This is a genomic window from Desulfomarina sp. (genome assembly GCF_054039375.1).
The window spans coordinates 1-19,959 of sequence record NZ_JBPLBA010000059.1 but is presented as its reverse complement, the minus strand read 5'-3'; the positions used below and the strand labels follow the sequence as shown (position 1 = coordinate 19,959).

Below are 19,959 nucleotides of genomic sequence, written 5' to 3'. Positions count from 1 at the left end.
ATTGTTATTTTTACGTTGTAATTAGATATGAAGACCGGATCGCGGTTCGAAATTAGATCCCGTGGACAATCTTTGACTTCTTTCTATAGCATTATTTTTGCCTGTTTACACCACGATAATAGGCGAGCGCCGGAACAGGTTACCTGGGTTTGCATAAAAAACTTTGCACATGTTTATTAAAAGCCTGCCATCGTAAATAAGAAAAATGTAATGTCGCATAATGTATATTATGTTTATATAAATATTAATTATAAATAACAACATGATACCTGCCAATTGTTGATAGTTGTCTTAAAATAACTTCTGATTTTTTTTATTGATTTTCTTGCTGACTGGATGCTCAAACTCGGCTTGCGTTTGGAGATCGTTCAAAGGCATCCCGGTTTTTTACGCCTTCTTTTTTACCGGGCCAATTATTCAGGATGGCATTCCATGTTTTTCTATTTCCAGTTATTCAAAAAAACAGGAAAATAACCTGAAGCTGGTACATGGCTAATATGGCTGAATTTCAGGAGTGAACAGATTTTCTTTTCTGATTACGTTTGAAACTCAGCCTTTTATTTGTGAGTCTGGGGATTGGGCCTGTTTTATCAGGCGTATTTCAAAAGTCACATTAGACTGATTATAAAATGATCTGGACTGACACTTTTTCATTTGAATTCCTTATCAATTGAGGTTTCCAGTGATTTTTGACCGTAGGCTAGCATGATAAAACAGGCACATTCACAATTTGGCTGAGTTTCATGGGTAATCAAGTTTTCTTTTGCATATGAATTAAAAAATTCTGTGTGCCTTCATCTCGAACTAAAATCAAAAAAATCCTCATTTTTGAACAGACACCAACTATTCGCAGCAGCTCTGGATTTTTGCAGGCACCTTTGGTTATTCCTGTGATCGGCTATAAAGCTGAAAGAGATCCTTAAAAGCCGGTGTACCTGAAAAAAATTGGCGAATTGTTTTATTTTCAATCCTGGAATACATGAATAAATACCTGTCACATATGAAAAGAATAAATATAATATGTCATGTAATGCAGGTATTGATGACATAAAACTACTTTGAAAAACAGAATGTTAACAGCAAATTTAGAGTCAAATGATATCTATTATTCGTATTTGCCAGCTTTTCGTTCCCCTGTATCGATTTATAGTTGGGGAATAGATTATCTTACGGTATGGATCTTTCTGAAGAGCAGGAAGCAATTCGCCAAAACCAAAACCTATTCCTTTATAATTAGCGGTTTTTCCTCTGACTGACACCTGGAGATGTGTTCCACCCCCCCCTACCTTCCGACAACTGATAATTGTTGCATTTTCATCTATAAAAACCGGCCTGTCGTTTCCCGGTCCAAATGGTTCAAGAAATTTTAAATATTGCAATATTCTGCTTGAATATAATTCATCCAGTGAACATCTGATTTCACAACAATCATTGTCTCTGTTGTGGGATTTTAATAGCCATTCTCTTTTGAGATTTTTAACAAATATTTTTTTGAAATCCTGAAAATCCTTTGAGTAAAGAGAAATACCTGCGGCCATATCGTGACCACCAAATTTTATTAAATATTTTGAGCATTTTTCGAGGATAGAAACTATATCGATACCATCTATTGATCTCAGGGATCCTGAAAGAATTGTTTTTTCAGAGTTGATTTCATTTTTTTTCTTTATTCCAAGAACAATTACCGGAACCTTATGGAGTTCTACAAGTTTTGAAGCCACAATACCGGCAACGCCTAAATGAATATCACCCTGCACTATGGCGCATCGGTCATGTTCAACTTCGACGGGATTAAGTTTAGTTAAAGTAAAGTCTAGAGAAGTATTGCAAATATCCTTCCTTTCATTATTAATTCTAAGAAGCATTTTGCAAAATTTCTTTGCCTCTTTGCTATCACCTGCTGTCATGGTTTTGACGGATAATTCGCTGTCGCCTAATCTGCCTGGAGCATTGAGTAGAGGTCCGATGAGAAAGGCAATTTCTTCGGAATTAATTTTATAATCGCTGATATCGCAACAGCGTAAAAGCTCTTGAAGCCCTGGAAAGTTCGTATTTTCCAGGGCTTCAAACCCTGCTCTGACCAGAATTCTGTTAGTTGGAGTGAGTTTAACCATATCTGCAACGGTTCCAAGTGCCACGAAAGCCAGAAAATCTTTAAGTTGTATTTTTTGTGCGGCCTCAGAGAATAAACCGGTTTTAACAAGAAATGATCTGATTCCTGCGGCAAGATAGAATGCCACCCCTACTCCGGCAAGATTCTCACTGTGAAATCCACATGAACTGTCAGAAGGGTTCAGTGTTATGCATCCTGGAAGGTCCGAACATGGCAGGGTATGATGGTCGCTGACAATGAATTCAATATTCGGGAAGGTATGCTGAATTTCTGCTATTGTTTTTCCATCTGAAATGCCACAGTCGACTGTGATAACAAGGGATGGAGTGTTTGAAAAAAAGTTCTTTTCAGCGGTGAAATAGTCAGTGTTCAGTCCGTAACCTTCGGTCATTCTGTTCGGGATGTGGTATTGAACATCAATTCCGATTGCCTTGAAAAAGTTTACAAGCAGTGCTGTACCAGTAGTTCCGTCCACATCATAATCACCCCAGATGAGAATTGGGCTGTTGTTTTTGAGGTATTTTCCAATGAGAGCAGTCGCCTTTTTCATTCCCTTCATTCTGAAGGGATCCGGCAGATCCGAGAGTTTAGGGAAAAGAAATTTATTAATGGATTCAGTGTTGGAAATACCTTTTGCCTGAAGGATTGCAAGGATTCCTTTCGGGATTTTACTGTTGTCGGTAAGCACGATAAAGCAATAGGATAAATATGATTTCTAGAAACGTTCGAGCCATGATGATACTGTTTCTATTGCCCGGTTTTTTTTTTTAATGTCGATCCAGTTGAGATCTTCCATTTTTTTAAACCAGGTCATCTGTCTCTTGGCGTATCGCCTTGTGTCCGCGGCCAGAGACTCCTGCATCTCCTGGAATGTTGTTTCACCTGAAAGATAGGCAGTCATATGACGATATCCGATTGAACCCATGGATTTCAGGTTTCTGGAATATCCCTTCTCTAAAAGGGATTCCACCTCACCTTTAAAATCGGCATCCAGCATTTTTTTCGTTCTCAGGTCAATTCTGTTATAAAGAGCTTTTCTTTCCATTTGGAGCCCAATCTGCAGAATATTGGTCCACTTTTTTTTCTTTTTCCGGTGTCTGTCGTCCTTGAGAAAGGATGACCATGGCCTGCCGGTTGCAAGATATATTTCAAGGCCCCTGAGAACCCTGTGGGTGTCGTTTATGTGGATTCTTTCTGCACTTTCCGGGTCGCAGGTGCGAAGTTCGCTGTGCAGGGATGCGGCTCCCTCCTGCTTCAGTCGTATTTTGAGCTGGGCGCGAATTTCTTCGTCTTTCGCCGGTTCCCTGAAAATGCCGTAAAGAAGTGTTTTCAGGTAAAGACCTGTTCCGCCTGTGAGGAGGGGGATTTTGCCTCTGGCGTGGATTGCTGAAATGGCGGCTGTTGCGTCTGTTGAAAATCTTGCGGCATCGTAAGGTGCGTCCGGGGTGACAATATCTATTAGATAATGGGCTATGCCCTTCATTTCTTCCCTGCTCACCTTTGCTGTGCCGATATCCATGTATTTATAGACCTGCATGGAATCTACACTGATAATTTCACAGTTGAATGTCTGGGCAAGTTCAATGGAGAAAGAAGTTTTTCCGATTGCTGTCGGGCCTACAAGAACGAGGACTGGCGGATTTTCGGGTGCAGGATTCATTGTGAGTCACCAAAATCGAATACGTTTTTAAAATATGCTGCGCGCCTCTGCCCTACTCCCCTGATCTGTTTTAACTCATTTATATCGTTGAAAAATCCTCTGATCTCCCGGGTCTGGATGATTTTTTCCGCCAGGCTGGGGCCGATCCCTCTGACTGTCATAAGAAGGGGTTTGTCCGCCTTGTTTATCGGGATCTTTTCCCAGAAAAATGGACGAAAATCTGGGGGGGTTATTGTATGGTGGCTTGATCTTGGTTTTGAATCTGTTTTAAGTTCGATTTTATCTTTGGTTACAACAAGATATTCATGTAAGTTATTATGTTTTTCAGGGGAAGAAAATGATGAAGTGAAACCAGAACAAAGCAAGGTTACTCCCACAAAAAAAAGTAGTATATCGAAACGCTTATCCCTCTGTGGATCTGTGTTGTCCATTTTTCTGTTCACTTTTCACCTACTGAAGAATTCTTTCTGAGTTTGTGCAGACAGGAGTTTATCCTGCCAATAAAAAAATGCAATTGAATAAAAATTCTGTTATGTAATTTTATTCTATTTTCAACATATTACTGAAAAGATAACCTGACCGGGTACAAAAATTCAGCCCGGCATCCTCAGACCCATAAGTGCCGGTCTGAGTTTCGTGCATAATTAGAAAAAAAAATGAAAACAGCTTTTAATATAGTACTTGTTGAACCGGAAATTCCCCCTAATACAGGCTCTATTGCCAGATTGTGCGGGGCCAATAACTGCCATCTTCATCTGGTTCGACCTCTTGGGTTCTCAACCGATAATAAGCAGTTAAAACGAGCAGGACTTGATTACTGGAAATATGTTTCAATTATCTACTGGGATAATTTTGAGAGTTTTCTGCGGGCACAGGATGAAAATAAATTGTTTTTTTTCACCACAAAGGTCAGGACAAGTTATACTCAAGCCAGGTTTAAATCCGGGGATTTTCTTATTTTCGGCAAGGAAACAAAGGGTCTGCCTGCAGATATTCTGAAGTTGTACAAAGATAGATGCTATACTCTTCCCATGTCCAATACAAATATCCGCAGCCTGAATCTTGCAATGACAGCTGGAATTGTCTTATATGAAGCCCTGAGACAGACCTGTGACTTTGAAATATCCTGATTGTCTGTCCGGGAGTACGTACAAAACTCAGTCTGTCACCCATAAGTCTGGAGATGTGCCTGGTTTATCAGGTCTGACTCCAATCTGCCTGGGTTTCATGTGAGCAGTTACCGCCAGAGGCAATAAAATCATAGAGTTGCTGCCTCTGAGAGCAGTTTTATTTGGTTTCGAGGTATACTTTAATTTAACGATATTGGTTTGTGAGCAATTACAGCTCAGAGGTAATAAAATCATATCATTGCTACCCCTGTGAGTAGTTACTAATTCATAATTAAACCTGGAGGAATTATTCCATGGCGGAGAGAGTTTTTAATTTTAGTCCCGGTCCTGCAACACTGCCTTATGAAGTTCTTGTGCAGGCTGGCAAAGATGTGGTTAATTTTCAGGAAACAGGTATCGGGCTTATCGAAATCAGTCATCGATCAAGCGAATTTATGGCCGTTGCTGAAGAAGCTGAAGCAAATCTTCGGGAGCTCATGGAAATTCCCGATAATTACAAGGTATTGTTTCTCCAGGGAGGAGCCTCCAGTCAGTTTTTCATGATCCCCATGAATTTACTTGGCAATGGGAAAAAAGCCACCTACCTTAATACCGGCACCTGGGCGAAGAAAGCGATCATGGAGGCCAGGCTCTTTGGTGAAATTGACGTCCCCTACTCCAGTGAAGAAAACAGTTTCAACAGAGTTCCCGCACAGGGTGAGTACACGGTAGCGGAAGATTCAGAATATCTCTATTTTGTCTCCAACAATACCATATACGGCACTCAGTTCCCGGAATTTCCGAAAACTGAAAAAATGCTGATCAGTGATATGTCGTCAGATATTCTTTCCAGGAAAATTGATGTTTCCAGGTTTGGTTTGATATTTGCCGGTGCCCAGAAAAATCTCGGACCTGCTGGAGTGACTATTGTCATTATCAGGGAGGATCTGCTGGAGAGAACGCCTGAAAACACTCCGACCATGCTTAAATATAAAACCCATGCTGATAAAGGGTCCATGTTTAACACTCCACCCTGTTTTGCAATCTATGCGGTGGGTGAAGTGCTGAAATGGTTGAAAAAGCAGGGCGGAGTTGCAGCCATGGAGGAACGCAACAGGGAAAAGGCTGCCCTTATTTACGATGTCATAGACAGTACTGCTTATTATATCGGCCATGCTGAAAAAGAATCTCGCTCGCTTATGAATATATCCTTTAATCTGCCGACGGCGGAACTTGAGGCGAAATTTATTGCCGAAGCAGCCGCAGTTGGGCTGAACGGTTTGAAGGGGCATCGGTCTATTGGCGGCTGCAGGGCCTCAATATACAACGCCTTCCCCAGGGAAGGTATTGTCAGACTGGTTGATTTCATGAAACAGTTTGAACTTGATAATCCTGCCTGACAGGTTATTCATGGATTATGTGGGTAATCTCATCCGACCGCCAAGCGAGGCGAACTCCATCATTCTTCAGGTGACGGTCGGATGTCCATATAATAAATGCACTTTCTGCGGAGCATATAAAAATGTGAAGTTTGGCCTGAAACCTGCTTTAACACTTGAAAAGGACCTCGACTTTGCTGCACGGTACTGCCGGGGACAGAAACGTGTATTTCTTGCCGACGGGGATGTTTTAGCCCTCCGGCAGTCCAGCCTGCTCGAACTCATAAGTACAGTTAAATCTCGTTTACCATGGGTTCGGAAAATATCTCTGTATGGCAGCAGCCGATCAATTCTCGGGAAAAAGACCGGAAGATTGATTGAACTGAAGAAAAGCGGTCTTGACAGAATTTATATGGGACTGGAAAGCGGCTGTGATGATGTTTTAAAAAGAGTCAGAAAAGGTTGCAGCGCGAAATCCATGGTGACGGCGGGAAGGATGGCGAGGGATGCCGGTCTTTTTCTCTCCGTCACTGTGCTTCTCGGGCTTGGTGAAGTGGAATTGTCACAACAGCACGCGGAATTGACGGCCAGGGCACTCAATAAAATTCAGCCCGGTCAGGTTGCTGCCCTGACCCTCATGGTCATTGAGGGGACCAGGCTGGCCGAAGAGATGAGAAAGAATATTTTTCAACTGCCTGACAGTGACATCATTCTCCGGGAACTTCACACTTTGATTCGAGTGCTGAAACTTGAGCGCACACAATTTCATGCGAACCATGCTTCAAATTATCTGCCCCTTGCCGGGCGCCTCCCCAGGGACAGGGAACGTTTTCTCAAAATGGTTGAGGGTGCCATTGATGGCAGAAAAAAACTTGTCCCGGAAAGAATGCGATCCTTATGAATGACAAGCCGGCACGGCCGGACTCTATGGTCCGACCTCAACAAAACGATGAAAATCCCGGCTGCGGTGGTACAACCGTCAGTCTCGGATTTTCAGATAACAAGAGAAAAACTGATCTGAAAAATTTCAGCCAGGATCAACTGGTATCATATGTTGAAACCCTTGGCCAGTCTCCATTCAGGGGAAAGCAGATCATGGGATGGCTGTATCGTCCTGGAATCTCAGAGTTTTCTCAGATGACTGATCTGGCAAAAAGTTTTCGTCAACTGCTGCAGGAAAAATGCACTTTTTCCATGTTTTCCGACCCTGTTATTGAAAGGGCTTCAGATGGATGTGTAAAATTTGGATTCCTGCTTGAAGATGGAAATATTGTCGAGTCTGTTCTTATTCCGGAACCGGAAAGAAATACTCTTTGTATTTCTTCTCAAGTGGGATGTGCAATGAAATGCACTTTCTGTCTTACCGGTACAATGGGGTTTTCCAGGAATCTCACCCCTTCGGAGATTGTCAATCAGATCTGCGGGGTGAGGGATTTTCTCCTGAATGAACAGGAAGAAGATCTGGTTGGTCCGGCTGCCATTACAAATGTTGTCTTTATGGGCATGGGAGAACCGCTCAATAATCTGGATAATGTCCTGACTTCCATTGCAATCATGACAGACCCCAGAGGATTGAATCTGGCCGAAAGAAGAATAACCGTTTCGACCTGCGGCATTGCACCGAAACTCCGTGAGCTGGGTCGGAGAAGTTCAGTCAATCTGGCAATATCACTCCATGCTGTGGATGATATAACCAGGAATGAATTGATGCCGGTCAACAGAACATATCCACTCAAGACTCTCCTCGAAGCCTGCAGGAATTTTCCCATGCCGAAAAGAAAAAGAATAATGTTTGAGTATATTCTGTTGAAAGGAATAAATGATTCCGATCGTGAGGCTCGTGAACTTGCACGAATTTTGAGGAAAATACCCTGTAAAATCAACCTCCTTCCATATAACGAATCACCCAACCTTCCATACAGGAGTCCAGACGGGGAAAGAATCCTCGCCTTTCAGGATATTTTGCGTAAAGCGCATTTTTCCGTCTTTATCCGCAACAGCAGAGGGAGCGATATCTCAGCCGCCTGTGGGCAGCTGGCCGGAAAAAACAAGTAATTGTTCGCTGGTGTCGAAGATTTTTGCAGGCTCTTTTGTTCGCCCTTCAACGTTAAAGCCCGTATAGGAAGAACAGGTTCAGGCAGCCGATAATAAAACCCAGCAATGCTCCAAAAAGGTTTATATATTTAAACTGTTCCTCCATGATGGTCAGGAGCAACCCTTCAAGTTTCAATAAATCAAGGGAGTTGACCTTTTCCGTGACAATGTTGCGGATATTCAAGGTCTGAACCAGACCGGGTACTTCACTCGCGAGCATTGATGATGCAAGTTTCTGGAGAGTTTTTGCTAGGGCTGTCCTGACAACTGCCGGTATTATCCTGGAAAGTTTTCCTATTTTTTTGTTCAATAACTGTCCGGCAAGATTGTCGATTATTGAGTCAATCGTTGTTGCTCCCCGTTCTGAACGGAAAAATGCAAGAAGCTCGTCCTTGAGCCATTCTCTGCCGCTGTCAAGATGGTGTTCTCCGAAAAGTTCCTCAATAAATTCCCTGAGTGTAATGTTTCCTGAGTCAATATAGGTTTCAACATTTGATCGTATCATTGCCGAGATGACCGAAACAACATCCTGGTCATTTAAAAGCAGAAGAATTTGACGGGACAGTTCACTGCAGAAATCGTCGACAACATCCTCTTCGGTCTTTATATAGCTTACAATCGGTTTGGCCATGAAATCAGAACTTCTTTCCGCAAGGGCCTCCGCCACCCTTTTCTGGACCTTTTCCGACTGAAGCCAGGCAATAATGTCATCATTTTTTTCAATGAGATATTCCCGCACCTTGTCTTCAACCATCTCCATTTTTAAAAATCCACGAACCATATCAGCCATGGACCCCAGGGAGTCTATAAATTTATCCACGCCATTGCATACACCCTTGATGATATTGTCTCTGACTTCAGGTTCGGAAATGAGAGTTGACAGTTTCACCAGAATTGCCGGACTCTGCTTTTCAATGAGATTCAGGATTAGTTCATGTACAGAAGCCGGTAAAATATCTGCAATGGATTTTTCCCTCTGCAGGATGGTATGTACTTTCTGGTGGACAAAATCGTCCAGCCACTGTTCCATTTCTGGGCTGGCAAACATCTTCTTCAGGTTAAGTTCCATCAGGTTGTACCCTGTTTCCCGGTTTTCCAGGGAAACAAGATTACCCACTTCCTTATTGAGAATGTTCTCAAGGACTTCATCAAGATTGTTTCGGATAATTGCGGCGAACTTTTCACCCGCAAGAAAAGAATGAATCCCGGTTTTGATTTTAAAAAGACCGGCTTTTGAACCAAGATCAAAATATATTTTGAAGTTGGATGGGATAATCGAAGGCAGTGATCCAAGATCCTTATCGAGAACATTGAGGATGCGGTTGTCGATAAGGTGAAAGAGTTTATCTTGAAAAATCTTCTGCTGCAATCCTTCGCTAATTTCCCTGCCGGTAAGAAGGTGGTCTCCGACAACCTCACCCATATTTCGGGCCAGTTCAAGTCGTTTTGACGGAATGACTCCTGGTGTCATAGGTACCCGAAATCCCATGATTTTCCACGCTTTTAAGGGCCTGAACAACATTTTTATTGCTACCCTGTTGGTTACATAACCAATTACTGCACCGATAACAGGAGGTGTTGCGAATTTTACATAAGGTAGTAATTCAGGTGGTAATGAAGCCATTTCTTACATTCTCCAGAGAAAGAATTAGATGATAACAATGTTACATGGAACGAAGTTCATTTAGTCAAAATTAAATTGGAGATAAAAAAAAATATAGGTATCAAAATGAATTCCAACAAAGTCAAGTATAATTTATAACAAGAATAAAATAAATATTGAATTAATATAATTCCCTGTAATAATAAGATTAAAAATAATCAATCAACCTTCACGAACTCTTCTGAGAATGGGAAGGATACGAATATCACAAGTTTTTCCTTTCATTTTTTTAATTTTAATTTATTATCAGAACACAGTTTCGCAGTATATACTCATAACCCTTCAAATAAAAACAAGGAGTGCTTATGTGGTTTGTCAGGTTTTTATCGTCTTCAATCGGCAAGAAATTAGTAATGGCAACTACAGGGTTGCTGCTTATCCTTTTCCTCTGCTCCCATGCGGCTGGTAATGCTACAATTTACATGAGTCGCAGTGTCTTCCAGGGTTACGCCGATGAGCTGCACAGTCATCCCTTGATTGTCATTGTGTTCAGCTTGCTTTTTCTGGCCATTTTTGCCGCGCATATCGGTGTGGGCATCTTTCTTTTTTACCAGAACAGACAGGTAAGCAGCTCCAGGTATGAAGTCCAGAAGAGAGTTGTAAAAAATTCCTTTGCCTCTGAAACCATGCCCTATACCGGTTTGTTTATCCTGCTGTTTCTTTTCGTGCATATCTTTGGTTTCACATTTGGTCCGGAAGATGTGCCCATATCGACTACGGTCAAGGAATACCTGGGCAACTTTTTTTATGGCCTCTTTTATATCGTATCGTTTATTGCCCTTGCAATACATCTGAGTCACGGTTTCTGGAGCATGCTGCAGACTTTTGGCATAAATCATCCAAGGTACAATATCGCAATTTCAAAACTGACACTGATTATTCCGCTCTTTTTCCTGGTCCTGTTTGCGGGAATTCCCCTCTACTTCATGACCGGTCTCGGAGCTTCTTTCTGATAGAGGCAGAATGATTTCCACCCAGGTCCTGCACTGTTGTCACCAACAGCTTCAAATATGCAGATAGCAGATAAGCAAGAGCTATTGAAGAACTTCATATTTAAGAGGCAAACGGAGATTCCGAAAGTGCCGGTTGCAGGATTCAGGTTTCAGTATATAAATTCAAATTCTTCTATCTATTAAATAAAAACAGCCAAGGTTTTAGATATGGAACTTAATTCTCGTGTACCTTCAGGCCCGCTTGCGGATAAGTGGTCCAATCACAGGTTTTCCAATAAACTTGTCAATCCGGCAAACAGAAGAAAATACAAAGTTATCGTTGTCGGTACCGGTCTGGCCGGCGCCTCAGCTTCCGCTACTCTCGCAGAACAGGGGTACAATGTGCAGACCTTCTGTATTCAGGACAGTCCCAGAAGGGCCCACTCGATTGCGGCTCAGGGTGGAATCAACGCAGCTAAAAACTACCAGAATGATGGGGATTCCATCCATCGTCTTTTTTATGACACGATCAAAGGAGGCGATTTCCGTGCCAGGGAAGCGAATGTTTACCGTCTGGCCGAGGTCAGCAATGAAATCATTGATCAATGTGTAGCCCAGGGAGTTCCCTTTGCCCGTGAGTATGGCGGTACTCTTGCAAACAGGTCCTTTGGTGGTGCACAGGTTTCCAGAACATTTTATGCCAGGGGACAGACCGGTCAGCAGCTTCTCCTCGGAGCCTACAGCGCCCTCTCCCGGCAGATACACGCGGGAAAAGTTGAAATGTTTACCCGTCGTGAAATGATGGATGTTGTTCTGGTTGACGGTCAGGCCAGGGGGATCACCACCAGGAATATCATGACCGGTGAAATTGAAACTTTCTGGGCAGATGTTGTTATTCTGGCCACCGGTGGATATGGTAACGCCTATTTCCTTTCAACCAATGCCATGGCCTCCAATGTAACTGCTGCCTGGCGTGCCCATAAAAAAGGTGCCGGGTTTGCTAATCCATCCTTTGTCCAGATTCATCCGACCTGCATTCCGGTACATGGAGATTACCAGTCAAAACTGACTCTTATGAGTGAGAGTCTCAGGAACGACGGGCGCGTATGGGTGCCGAAGAATCCTGGAGATAAACGTCATCCTTCCGAGATTCCTGAAGAAGATCGTGACTATTATCTTGAGAATAAGTATCCCAGTTTCGGTAATCTTGTACCGAGAGATGTTGCCTCCAGGAATGCCAAGGAGCAGTGTGATGCAGGAAAAGGTGTGGGGAATACAGGTCTTGCCGTCTACCTGGATTTTGCTGAGGCAATAAGGCGGGATGGTGAGGAAACCATTCTCAGGAAATATGGAAATCTCTTCCAGATGTATGAGAAAATCACCGACTCCAACCCGCTTGTGGAACCGATGATGATTTATCCTGCCGTCCACTATACCATGGGCGGGCTCTGGGTTGACTACGATCTTATGACCACAATTCCCGGACTTTTCGCAATCGGTGAGTGTAACTTCTCCGATCATGGTGCAAACCGGCTGGGAGCCAGTGCCCTGATGCAGGGACTGGCGGATGGATATTTTATTATTGCCACCTCTGTCGCTCACTATCTCGGCAGTACCGGCATGGAAAAAATTTCCGGTACCGAAGCGCCATTCAAGGATTCAAAACGGGAAGTTGAAGACAGAATTGATCTGCTGCTGAAGAACAGCAGTGGCGGGCCTGCCGGAAAGCTGACTGTTGACGAGATACATAAGGAACTGGGCAGATTACTGTGGGATAACTGTGGTATGGCACGTAATAAGGAGGATCTGGAAAAAGCTCTTGAAGAGTTGCCCCGGATCAGGCAGAAATTCTGGGATTATGTCTATGTGCCCGGTGAAGGAAAGGCGTTGAATCAGTCCCTGGAAAGGGCCGGTCGTGTGGCTGATTTCCTTGAGTTTGCCGAAATCATGATCCGTGATGCGCTGGCCCGTGAAGAGTCCTGTGGATGTCACCTCAGGGAGGAGAGTCAAACTGAAGAAAATGAAGCAAAACGTGACGATGAAAATTTCATGCATGTTGCGGTGTGGGAACATGTTTCTTCGGATGAGGCTCCAAAACTCCATAAAGAAATGCTGGACTTTGAATTTGTTACACCAAGCCAGAGGAGCTATAAATAGTAGTCGTCCGGAAACAGCCTTTTTCTCCTGTGTTTCGATTCATAAGAAAAAACACTTTTCCGGACAGATACTAAATAGGGTTTGGTCACAGCGAACCTTTAAATTGAACTTTTAGGGTATAGATAAAATGAGCAGCATTAACCTGACATTGAAAATCTGGCGACAGGAAAACAGTGACGCACTCGGCAGTCTTGAAACCTATAATCTTGACGATGTTCACACAGACATGTCGTTTCTTGAAATGCTGGATATTCTGAATGAAAAGTTGACAAAGGAAGGAAAAGATCCTGTTGCCTTTGATCATGATTGTCGTGAAGGTATATGTGGAATGTGCGGTGCGGTTATAGATGGAGTAGCACATGGCCCGGAGAAGGAGGTTACCCTCTGTCAGCTGCATATGCGAAACTTTTCCAGTGGTGACACTATCGTCATTGAGCCATTTCGCTCCCGTGCTTTTCCCGTGAAAAAAGATCTTCTTGTGGACCGTTCCGCACTGGACAGAATTATCCAGGCAGGAGGGTACGTTTCCGTAAACACAGGTGGCACTCCGGATGGGAACAGTATACCTATCCCATCAGACAAGGCTGAACTTGCCATGGATGCTGCAGCCTGTATCGGATGTGGAGCCTGTATAGCCAGTTGCCCCAATGGAGCTGCCATGCTGTTTACCAGTGCAAAGATTTCCCAGCTTGCTCTTTTACCCCAGGGCCAGACCGAGAGAAAACAGAGAGCTCTCTCCATGGTTGAGCAGATGGATAAAGAGGGTTTTGGAAACTGTACCAATGCAAAGGAGTGCGAGGCGGTCTGTCCGAAGGGGATTTCCATCAGGAATATTGCCAGACTGAACAGAGAATATCTGATGGCAACCCTTACCGAAGGATAACTGAGTCGGTTTCGTCCCGCATGGTTCGGGTTTTTATGGAATTTCGTTCATTTCATGATTGGGCTGCGGTACGCATTAGTGTACGGCAGCCTTTTTTTTGAGAGATGGGGTTTTCATGTTTTTTGACATGGTCATTATCGGTGGTGGGCCTGCCGGACTGGCATGTGCAGAAAAGGCTGCTGAAGGTGGACTAAAAACCCTGGTCATTGAAAGAAAAGAAAAAATTGGTCCGAAAGTCTGTGCCGGTGGTATAACCTGGAATGGTCTTATAAAAAAAATTCCGGGTTTTACCCCCGAAAAAGAATTCCCCGTTCAATTTATCCGATCCCGCTGGCAAAAAGTTAAAATTACTTCTCCCTCCCCTATTGTCGCTACGATCAGCAGAGAAAAATTTGGCGGCCATATGGCTGAACGCGCATTAAATTCCGGTGCCCGTATCCGTCTCTGTTCTTTAGTGAAGAAAATTGCTCCAGATCATATCACAGTTTTTTCCACAAAAAATAAAAAAACAGAAATAATTCGCTTTCAATACCTTGTGGGTGCCGATGGCTCAAACTCGATTGTCAGAAGATACCTCAATATTCCGTCAGCTCACATGGGAGTGGGTATTAATTATCAAATTCCAGGGGATCTGGAAAAAATGGAGTGGTTTTTTGATTCTTCTCTTTTCGGTAATGGTTACAGCTGGATTTTTCCCCATAGGGAAACCGTGTCCATCGGAACTTATGCAGGCAGCAGCATACTTAGCGCAAGACAATTAAAGGAAAATCTTATAATATGGGCAGCAAATAAAAAAAATATTGATTTGAGCAAAGTAAAAGTCAGTGCGGATTATGTGAATTTTGATTTCAGAGGATGGAAATTTGACAATTTTTTCCTGGCGGGCGATGCCGCAGGACTGGCATCGGGCTTGACCGGAGAGGGAATATATCCTGCGATACTTTCCGGTGAAATGATTGCGCAACACATCCTTGACCCGAGTCGATCGCTGACTGAGTTTTCCAGGCTATTGAAAAAACACAGACTGCACAGGAACATGGCCGTTTTGACGGGGAAAAACCGTTTCATAGCACAAATAATTTCAGAACTGGTCCTTGGGGGGTTACGGAGTTCCATTCTGAAGTTTCATGCCGTTGAGATGGCAAATCAGCCGAAGTACAAATGATCACAGGTCATCACCACTCAAATTCTGTTGATTATCAGGTAACATATGGATTCTAAAAAGAAAAAGATATGGCTTTTAAATGTGCTGTTTGCCCTCTTCTCCATAGCGTTAATAACTTTTCTGCTCAATGCCCCGGATGAAACCACATCGCCTCTTCCCCGTGATGATATTCATATTAAATTTCATAAAATAAAGAAGAAAAAAGAGGCGGAGAAGTTTTGCCTGAAGTGTCATGATGAAGGTCAGGACAGCCCTCTTCCCGAGGGACATCCCCCCAAATACCGTTGTCTATTCTGCCACAAACGCTCGTAAGTCGTGAGCCTGATCCTCTGACGGATCCGGGGTGGAATAGTTTTTACAGGCGTTAAGGCTATCTGCTTTTGTTTACAATTTCTGAAACATCAGGCGAAAGATCCGGTTTTTTCGCTATTCGTTCCAGTTCTTTTCTCATCAGCGCCTGTCTTCTCTTTTCATAGCGTCTCCAGGTGGTCAACGGAGAAACAAGACGTGCCGCGATTTGTGGATTAATGTTGTCCAGCTGTATAATCATATCAGCCAGAAAAGAATAGCCCTCACCATCAAGTGCGTGGAACCGGACATGATTTCCTGAGCTGAAGGCCCCAATCAGGGCCCTGACCTTGTTGGGGTTTTCCATTGAAAATAATTTGTTATTTAAAAGATGTTTCACCGTTGACAGGCATTCTTCATGGGAAGAAATGGCCTGCATGGAAAACCATTTATCCATGACAAGACTGTCGTGCTCCCATTTCCTGTAAAAATCAGAAAAGAGAGAATCCCGTATTGTTCCCGGGTGATGACTGATTGATCGCAGGGCTGCAATAGTATCGGTCATGTTTTCACTGGTCGTAAACTGATCCACGCAGAGTTGCAGGGAGCTTTCCTCCATTGGATCAAGGCTCATCAGGTAGGAAAGGGCACAGTTCTTCAATCGCCTTTTTCCCATGGAACCTGGAGAAATACTGTATTGATCATCCTCCTTATTATCTTTGTAGAGTTGCAGGAACTCGTTTTGAAAACGAGCTGCCAGTTCCCGCTTGATCATTGTTCTCGCCTGGAAAAGCAAGTCGGGGTCAACATTTTCCAACTGCAGAGCCAGAGCGGTTTCAGGAGGAAGCTCCAGAGCCAGGGCAAGCAGGGCCGGATCTGCTGTTTTTTCTGTTTTTTCTGTTATACTGTGGAACACAGCCTCAAAAAAAAGTTCATTGAATTGAATGGAACTGCCTTTCTGCAGCTTTTTCACAATATCCAGTATGGTCGAAGTCGCAAGTCGTGTCGCACTCTCCCAGCGATTGTAGAGATTGGAGTCGAATTTCATCAGGAAAGCGAGTTCTTCGTCCTGCTGGAATGTTTTCACATCCACAGGCGCAGAAAAATCCCTGAGAAATGAAACAACAGGTTTTGCAGCAATTCCACTGAAGGAAAATGTCTGCTTTTTCTTTTTAAAATGCAGAATGTCAGTCCCGCGGCCGTTTTTTCCCAAAAGATCTCTGCCATCTTCAGCCAGAAGACCAAGGGCCAGGGGGATATGAAAAGGTTTTTTGTCTTTCCCCTTCTGTCCCGGTGTATCCGGGCAGTTCTGGCTGACAGTAAGGTGAAATTCACCAGAATCCGCTTCCCAGTGCGATGTAACCTCAATTACAGGTGTGCCCGCCTGACAGTACCAGTTTTTAAACTGCTCAAGATCTGTTCCTGTGGCATCCGCCATTGCCGCAATAAAATCATCACAGGTTACAGCCTGTCCGTCATGGCGCTTAAAGTAGAGATTCATTCCCTTTCGAAAACCTTCTCTTCCAAGAAGTGTTTCCACCATCCTGACTACTTCCGCCCCCTTGTTATAAACTGTAACCGTATAGAAATTATTGATTTCCTCATATGTTTCAGGACGGACAGGATGAGCCATGGGTCCGCTGTCTTCTCTGAACTGAAAATTTCTCAGGATCTGGACATCTTTAATCCGCTGTACGGTCGGTGAATTCATTTCAGCAGAAAAAGTCTGGTCTCTGAACACAGTTAGCCCCTCCTTCAGACTGAGCTGAAACCAGTCCCGGCAGGTAACCCTGTTGCCGGTCCAGTTATGGAAATATTCATGGGCGATAACACCTTCAACGCCTATATAATCCTCATCAGTAGCCGTTTCGGGTGAGGAAAGGACATATTTTGAATTGAAAATGTTCAACCCCTTGTTTTCCATGGCACCCATATTGAAATCATCTACGGCAACGATCATATATGTGTCGAGGTCGTACTCAAGTCCATAGGTTTTTTCATCCCATTCCATCGCCTTTTTCAGAGAGGCCATGGCGTGGCCACATTTATGCAGGTTTTTTTCTTCAACGTAGATTTCCAGGTCAACAGTCCGGCCGGATCGGGTAATAAACTTATCCCTGACAAAAGAAAGTCTGCCGGCAACAAGGGCGAAGAGATAACAGGGTTTGGGAAATGGATCTTTCCAGACCACAAAATGGCGATTACCTTCTACTGATCCTTTGTCAATGAGATTGCCGTTAGAGAGCATGACCGGACATTTTTCAATATCCGCCTCAATCCTGGTGGTGAACACGGCAAGGATGTCAGGCCGGTCCAGGTAATAGGTGATTTTTCTGAAACCTTCCGCTTCACACTGGCTGCAGAAGATAGGGCCGGATTGATATAACCCTTCAAGCGCCTTGTTTTCCTGTGGATAAATTTCCGTTACTGTTTCAAGCTCAAAAACAGCAGGTGGTGTGAGAACAGTCAGGCTGGTATCGTCCAGATTATATTCAGAGGACGAAAGAGCCTGGCCATTAATTTTGACAGAGATGAGTTGCAGATCCTCCCCGTTGAGGATCAAAGGACATGGATTGCCCTTTTTCTTTCGTCGAATAGAGCTTTTTGCTGTAACCCTTGTCTTGTCGTTGTACAATTCAAAGTTGAGACTAATTTCTTCTATGGAATATTCAGGTGCTTTATAATCTTTCCTGAAAAAAACAGTTTTCCCTGCTTGATTCATTTTTGCTTTGCCCTCGATGTTTAAAACCTGCACATTATCTTGCCTGTTGACAGCTGGAACCATTCAATTATAGTGAAATCAGGTTCAGGATTCAGGGATCACTTGATTAGAACTCAGATAAATTTGAGTTGCAGCAGTATTCCCAGGCTGGATTGTGCATACAATTATTTTGTGATTACTCACAGGTACTCCAGCTTTTCACGGTCTCTTATGTCCGCATAGGTAGGCTATAGCGAAGAAGAGCCTGCAAAAATCTGCACCACCTGTTAACAATTACAGTGCAGAGGTAATAAAATCATATGATTGCTACCCCTGTGACCAGTTACGGAGTAACGATATTAACGATACATCCCGGATTTACAGAAAAAAGGCAATACGTAAATCCGGGATGATTACAGCAATACTACACGACACCCTGGTCAATCATGGAGTCAACAACTTTCACGAAGCCGGCAATATTGGCACCAACCACGTAATTTCCTGACTCTCCATACTGCTCCGCGGTATCCATACACATCCTGTGAATATTCTTCATAATGTGTTTCAACCTGTTGTCCACTTCATCCTTGGGCCAGTTCAGCCGCATGGAGTTCTGGGACATCTCAAGACCTGAAACTGAGACACCACCGGCATTTGCCGCTTTGCCCGGACCATAAAGGATCTTATTTTCCAAAAAGATTTCAATTCCTTCATGGACAGTCGGCATATTGGCACCCTCACAGACAACGTATACACCATTGTCAATGAGATGCTGTGCGTCCCTGCCATTGATTTCATTTTGAGTGGCGCTGGGGAAAGCACACTGGGCTTTATGCTCTTTCCACATGGGATTGTGGTTCAGTTCATGGTCAACAGGGACAAATACGGCATCCGGATAGGTTTCAACATATTCCGAGACCCTGCCCCGCATGACATTTTTCAGGTACATGATATGGGCCAGCTTTTCCCGGTCGACACCCTCTTCATCATAAATATAACCGGAAGAATCGGAGAAAGTGATCGGTGTGGCACCCAGGTCAAGCAGTTTTTCCATGGTGTATTGGGCAACATTTCCGGAACCGGATACAAGGCAACGCTTGCCTTCCAGGTTTTCCCCCCTGGTGGCGAGCATTTCCGAGGCAAAGTAGACACTGCCATATCCCGTGGCCTCGGGACGAATCAGGCTGCCGCCCCAGTTCAGACTCTTTCCGGTAAGCACTCCGGTGAATTCGTTGGCCAGTTTCTTATACATCCCGAAAAGATAACCGATTTCACGGGCTCCAACACCGATATCTCCGGCAGGTACATCAGTATTGGGACCGATATGGCGAAAAAGTTCAGCCATGAACGACTGACAGAAACGCATCACCTCGGTATCTGACTTGCCCTTGGGATCAAAATCGGATCCGCCTTTTCCGCCACCCATGGGAAGAGAGGTCAGTGCATTTTTGAAAACCTGTTCAAAGGCAAGGAATTTCAGAATAGACAGGTTCACGGAAGGATGGAAGCGCAGACCACCTTTATAGGGACCGATTGCGCTGTTCATCTCTATTCGAAAACCCCGGTTCACCTGGACCTGCTTCTGATCATCCATCCACGGAACCCGAAACATGATAACCCGCTCGGGCTCAACAATCCGCTGCATGATATTTTCATTCCGATACAGCGGGTTCTGATCCAGAACCGGCTTTACGGATTCGATGACTTCAGTTACCGCCTGATGAAATTCCTTCTCGTGGGGATCTCTGTCAGTTACAAAATTAATATTGTCCATCTTCCATGTTCTCCAATAGTAAAGATAGTAAAAAAAGCGGA

General features: G+C 43.8%; 15 protein-coding genes. 9 read left to right on the top strand and 6 right to left on the bottom strand.

Annotated elements, in window-relative coordinates; all coding sequences use genetic code 11:
* Positions 1-1,091 precede the first annotated feature (1,091 nt).
* Genes recJ through ACXLDX_RS03315 form a run of 3 tightly spaced genes read right to left on the bottom strand, consistent with a single transcriptional unit; the run spans position 1,092 to position 4,216 of the window.
* Positions 1,092-2,801: a single-stranded-DNA-specific exonuclease RecJ gene (gene recJ, locus ACXLDX_RS03325; RefSeq protein ID WP_457575770.1), complete on the bottom strand. Its 1,710-nt coding sequence runs from the start codon at positions 2,799-2,801 to the stop codon at positions 1,092-1,094.
* 27 nt (positions 2,802-2,828) lie between these two features.
* Positions 2,829-3,773 carry a tRNA (adenosine(37)-N6)-dimethylallyltransferase MiaA gene (gene miaA, locus ACXLDX_RS03320; protein ID WP_457575769.1) on the bottom strand — a complete coding sequence of 315 codons (945 nt, stop codon included), beginning with the start codon at positions 3,771-3,773 and terminating at the stop codon, positions 2,829-2,831.
* The gene (locus ACXLDX_RS03315) at positions 3,770-4,216 is read right to left on the bottom strand and encodes a ComEA family DNA-binding protein (protein WP_457575768.1); all 447 of its coding nucleotides are present in this window, start codon (positions 4,214-4,216) and stop codon (positions 3,770-3,772) included. The genes miaA and ACXLDX_RS03315 overlap by 4 nt, the downstream gene beginning before the upstream one ends.
* A 213-nt stretch (positions 4,217-4,429) precedes the next feature.
* Here ACXLDX_RS03315 and ACXLDX_RS03310 point away from each other — a divergent pair, with 213 nt between their 5' ends.
* The 4 genes from ACXLDX_RS03310 (at position 4,430) to rlmN (ending at position 8,316) form a co-directional block, all read left to right on the top strand.
* The gene (locus tag ACXLDX_RS03310; protein ID WP_457575767.1) at positions 4,430-4,903 is read left to right on the top strand and encodes a tRNA (cytidine(34)-2'-O)-methyltransferase; all 474 of its coding nucleotides are present in this window, start codon (positions 4,430-4,432) and stop codon (positions 4,901-4,903) included.
* Positions 4,904-5,196: 293 nt separating this feature from the next.
* Entirely contained in the window at positions 5,197-6,282 is a 1,086-nt protein-coding gene (gene serC, locus ACXLDX_RS03305; RefSeq protein ID WP_457575766.1) for a 3-phosphoserine/phosphohydroxythreonine transaminase, read from the top strand.
* Positions 6,283-6,292: 10 nt separating this feature from the next.
* Positions 6,293-7,162 (top strand): radical SAM protein, encoded by an 870-nt coding sequence (locus tag ACXLDX_RS03300; protein WP_457575765.1) that lies wholly within the window; start codon positions 6,293-6,295, stop codon positions 7,160-7,162.
* Positions 7,159-8,316, top strand: coding sequence for a dual-specificity RNA methyltransferase RlmN (rlmN, locus tag ACXLDX_RS03295; RefSeq protein WP_457575764.1), 1,158 nt, complete (start codon positions 7,159-7,161; stop codon positions 8,314-8,316). Before ACXLDX_RS03300 ends, rlmN begins: the two co-directional genes overlap by 4 nt.
* A gap of 52 nt (positions 8,317-8,368) precedes the next feature.
* Here the strand turns inward: rlmN and ACXLDX_RS03290 are convergent, their stop codons facing one another.
* Positions 8,369-9,979: a DUF445 family protein gene (locus tag ACXLDX_RS03290; protein WP_457575763.1), complete on the bottom strand. Its 1,611-nt coding sequence runs from the start codon at positions 9,977-9,979 to the stop codon at positions 8,369-8,371.
* 344 nt (positions 9,980-10,323) lie between these two features.
* On the opposite strand from ACXLDX_RS03290, the gene ACXLDX_RS03285 reads away from it, so the two are divergent.
* The 5 genes from ACXLDX_RS03285 to ACXLDX_RS03265 all read left to right on the top strand — a co-directional run bounded on the left by ACXLDX_RS03285 (position 10,324) and on the right by ACXLDX_RS03265 (position 15,467).
* Positions 10,324-10,971 (top strand): succinate dehydrogenase cytochrome b subunit, encoded by a 648-nt coding sequence (locus ACXLDX_RS03285; protein WP_457575762.1) that lies wholly within the window; start codon positions 10,324-10,326, stop codon positions 10,969-10,971.
* Positions 10,972-11,178: 207 nt separating this feature from the next.
* Complete coding sequence (locus tag ACXLDX_RS03280; protein ID WP_457575761.1) at positions 11,179-13,107, top strand: fumarate reductase/succinate dehydrogenase flavoprotein subunit; 1,929 nt, start codon at positions 11,179-11,181, stop codon at positions 13,105-13,107.
* A gap of 127 nt (positions 13,108-13,234) precedes the next feature.
* Positions 13,235-13,990, top strand: a complete 756-nt coding sequence (locus ACXLDX_RS03275) for a succinate dehydrogenase/fumarate reductase iron-sulfur subunit (RefSeq protein WP_457575760.1) — start codon at positions 13,235-13,237, stop codon at positions 13,988-13,990.
* 115 nt (positions 13,991-14,105) lie between these two features.
* Entirely contained in the window at positions 14,106-15,155 is a 1,050-nt protein-coding gene (locus ACXLDX_RS03270) for an NAD(P)/FAD-dependent oxidoreductase (RefSeq protein WP_457575759.1), read from the top strand.
* Between the two features lie 45 nt (positions 15,156-15,200).
* Positions 15,201-15,467 carry a hypothetical protein gene (locus ACXLDX_RS03265; RefSeq protein ID WP_457575758.1) on the top strand — a complete coding sequence of 89 codons (267 nt, stop codon included), beginning with the start codon at positions 15,201-15,203 and terminating at the stop codon, positions 15,465-15,467.
* Between the two features lie 58 nt (positions 15,468-15,525).
* Here ACXLDX_RS03265 and pepN read toward each other — a convergent pair whose 3' ends face one another.
* Positions 15,526-18,165, bottom strand: a complete 2,640-nt coding sequence (gene pepN, locus ACXLDX_RS03260) for an aminopeptidase N (protein ID WP_457575757.1) — start codon at positions 18,163-18,165, stop codon at positions 15,526-15,528.
* A gap of 403 nt (positions 18,166-18,568) precedes the next feature.
* Positions 18,569-19,918, bottom strand: a complete 1,350-nt coding sequence (gene gdhA / locus ACXLDX_RS03255) for an NADP-specific glutamate dehydrogenase (RefSeq protein WP_457575771.1) — start codon at positions 19,916-19,918, stop codon at positions 18,569-18,571.
* Positions 19,919-19,959 lie beyond the last annotated feature (41 nt).

What these genes read in the sequence shown, in the direction of transcription:
- ACXLDX_RS03270 (WP_457575759.1), top strand. Translation starts at nt 14,106, where the DNA reads ATGTTTTTTGACATGGTCATTATCGGTGGTGGGCCTGCCGGACTGGCA.
- ACXLDX_RS03285 (WP_457575762.1), top strand. Translation starts at nt 10,324, where the DNA reads ATGTGGTTTGTCAGGTTTTTATCGTCTTCAATCGGCAAGAAATTAGTA.
- ACXLDX_RS03310 (WP_457575767.1), top strand. Translation starts at nt 4,430, where the DNA reads ATGAAAACAGCTTTTAATATAGTACTTGTTGAACCGGAAATTCCCCCT.
- gdhA (WP_457575771.1), bottom strand. Translation starts at nt 19,918, where the DNA reads ATGGACAATATTAATTTTGTAACTGACAGAGATCCCCACGAGAAGGAA.
- ACXLDX_RS03300 (WP_457575765.1), top strand. Translation starts at nt 6,293, where the DNA reads ATGGATTATGTGGGTAATCTCATCCGACCGCCAAGCGAGGCGAACTCC.
- serC (WP_457575766.1), top strand. Translation starts at nt 5,197, where the DNA reads ATGGCGGAGAGAGTTTTTAATTTTAGTCCCGGTCCTGCAACACTGCCT.
- pepN (WP_457575757.1), bottom strand. Translation starts at nt 18,165, where the DNA reads ATGAATCAAGCAGGGAAAACTGTTTTTTTCAGGAAAGATTATAAAGCA.
- ACXLDX_RS03280 (WP_457575761.1), top strand. Translation starts at nt 11,179, where the DNA reads ATGGAACTTAATTCTCGTGTACCTTCAGGCCCGCTTGCGGATAAGTGG.
- miaA (WP_457575769.1), bottom strand. Translation starts at nt 3,773, where the DNA reads ATGAATCCTGCACCCGAAAATCCGCCAGTCCTCGTTCTTGTAGGCCCG.
- rlmN (WP_457575764.1), top strand. Translation starts at nt 7,159, where the DNA reads ATGAATGACAAGCCGGCACGGCCGGACTCTATGGTCCGACCTCAACAA.
- ACXLDX_RS03265 (WP_457575758.1), top strand. Translation starts at nt 15,201, where the DNA reads ATGGATTCTAAAAAGAAAAAGATATGGCTTTTAAATGTGCTGTTTGCC.
- ACXLDX_RS03290 (WP_457575763.1), bottom strand. Translation starts at nt 9,979, where the DNA reads ATGGCTTCATTACCACCTGAATTACTACCTTATGTAAAATTCGCAACA.
- ACXLDX_RS03275 (WP_457575760.1), top strand. Translation starts at nt 13,235, where the DNA reads ATGAGCAGCATTAACCTGACATTGAAAATCTGGCGACAGGAAAACAGT.